Annotated in this window: 1 rRNA gene (only partly in view); it reads left to right on the forward strand. The window is 51.8% G+C overall.

Going from position 1 to position 2,500, the window contains the following annotated elements:
• The first annotated feature begins 293 nt into the window (after positions 1 to 293).
• Positions 294 to 2,500, forward strand: a 23S ribosomal RNA gene (locus tag G6N74_RS30185); it runs 606 nt beyond the window's last position.

A 2,500-nucleotide genomic window follows, 5' to 3' on the forward strand; every position in this document is an offset into this window, starting at 1 on the left:
ATCAAGATTTGCAGCGGACTTCTTGGTCCTCCTGCCTGTTCTGTTTGACATCGTAAAGAGAAGATTTGTTCGGACTCCATTGTCTGAGCATGATCCTGAAGGGTAAGCGTTACAGCTTGCCGGGATGGTTCATGTGTTGAGGATAATGGTTTGTCGCGGTGAGACGCTCAATCTCCCGCACATGATGGGTTGTTTAACCGCGCCCCCGGACCGATCTCGAGAAGCTGGTCTTTTTGTGTCAATGGCATCAAGCAATCCTTCGGGTTTGCGCGGTGAGCATTGGCAATGAGAACGATCAAGTGTCTTAAGGGCAATTGGTGGATGCCTTGGCATGCACAGGCGATGAAGGACGTGATACGCTGCGATAAGCGTCGGGGAGGTGCGAATACCCTTTGATCCGACGATTTCCGAATGGGGAAACCCACCTAAGGTACTTGTAAAATCAGAGCTGCTGCCGGACTTCGGTTTGGTGGCGGTTGTGGTTTACAAGTATCGTTATTAGGTAACTTATCCTGAATTCAATAGGGATAAAGTGGCGAACGCGGGGAACTGAAACATCTAAGTACCCGTAGGAAAGGACATCAACCGAGACTCCGCAAGTAGTGGCGAGCGAACGCGGACCAGGCCAGTGATTTTTGTGAGACAAGTGGAACCTTCTGGAAAGTAGGGCAAGAATGGGTGACAGCCCCGTACACGTAACGCGAACAGAAATCCTTGAGTAAGGCGGGACACGTGAAATCCTGTCTGAACATGGGGAGACCACTCTCCAAGCCTAAGTACTCGTGCATGACCGATAGCGAACTAGTACCGTGAGGGAAAGGTGAAAAGCACCCCGACAAGGGGAGTGAAAGAGTACCTGAAACCGATTGCCTACAAACAGATGGAGCCCGCAAGGGTGACATCGTACCTTTTGTATAATGGGTCAGCGACTTAGTGTGACGAGCAAGCTTAAGCCGGTAGGTGTAGGCGCAGCGAAAGCGAGTCTGAACAGGGCGTTCAGTTCGTCGCATTAGACCCGAAACCGAGTGATCTAGCCATGAGCAGGATGAAGGTAAGGTAACACTTACTGGAGGTCCGAACCCATAACTGTTGCAATAGTTCGGGATGACTTGTGGCTAGGGGTGAAAGGCCAATCAAACTCGGAAATAGCTGGTTCTCCGCGAAATCTATTTAGGTAGAGCGTCGACCGAATACCTCGGGGGGTAGAGCACTGGATGGGCTAGGGGTCCTCACCGGATTACCAAACCTAACCAAACTCCGAATACCCGAGAGTACTAGTCGGCAGACACACAGTGGGTGCTAACGTCCATTGTGAAGAGGGAAACAACCCTGACCAACAGCTAAGGTCCCCAAGTCATGGCTAAGTGGGAAAGGATGTGAGGATCCCAAAACAACCAGGATGTTGGCTTAGAAGCAGCCATCATTTAAAGAAAGCGTAACAGCTCACTGGTCTAAATAAGGGTCTTTGCGCCGAAAATGTAACGGGGCTAAAGCCATGCACCGAAGCTTTGGGTTTGATCCGCAAGGGTCAAGCGGTAGCGGAGCGTTCTGTAAGCTGATGAAGCCATACCCGTGAGGGGTGGTGGAGGTATCAGAAGTGCGAATGCTGACATGAGTAACGTAAGGGGAGTGAGAGACTCCCCCGCCGAAAGTCCAAGGGTTCCTGCTTAAAGTTAATCTGAGCAGGGTTAGCCGGCCCCTAAGTCGAGGCAGAAATGCGTAGACGATGGGAACCACGTTAATATTCGTGGGCCTGTGGGTAGTGACGGATCACGTGTGTTGTCAGGTCTTATTGGATTGATCTGGCGGCGAAGTGGTTCCAGGAAATAGCTCCCACTTATAGACCGTACCCGAAACCGACACTGGTGGACTGGTAGAGTATACCAAGGCGCTTGAGAGAACTATGCTGAAGGAACTCGGCAAATTGCACGCGTAACTTCGGAAGAAGCGTGACCCATATGTACGCAAGTATATGTGGGTGGCACAGACCAGGGGGTAGCGACTGTTTATCAAAAACACAGGGCTCTGCGAAGTCGCAAGACGACGTATAGGGTCTGACGCCTGCCCGGTGCTGGAAGGTTAAGAGGAGGGGTGCAAGCTCTGAATCGAAGCCCCAGTAAACGGCGGCCGTAACTATAACGGTCCTAAGGTAGCGAAATTCCTTGTCGGGTAAGTTCCGACCTGCACGAATGGCGTAACGACTTCCCCGCTGTCTCCAGCATAGACTCAGTGAAATTGAATTCCCCGTGAAGATGCGGGGTTCCTGCGGTTAGACGGAAAGACCCCGTGCACCTTTACTATAGCTTTACATTGGCATTCGTAGTGGCATGTGTAGGATAGGTGGTAGGCTTTGAAGCCAGGGCGCCAGCCTTGGTGGAGCCAACCTTGAAATACCACCCTTATCTCTATGGATGTCTAACCGCGGCCCGTTATCCGGGTCCGGGACAATGTATGGTGGGTAGTTTGACTGGGGCGGTCGCCTCCTAAAGAGTAACGGAGG

This window comes from Mesorhizobium zhangyense (genome assembly GCF_011045115.1).
Taxonomy (GTDB): Bacteria; Pseudomonadota; Alphaproteobacteria; order Rhizobiales; family Rhizobiaceae; genus Mesorhizobium_M; species Mesorhizobium_M zhangyense.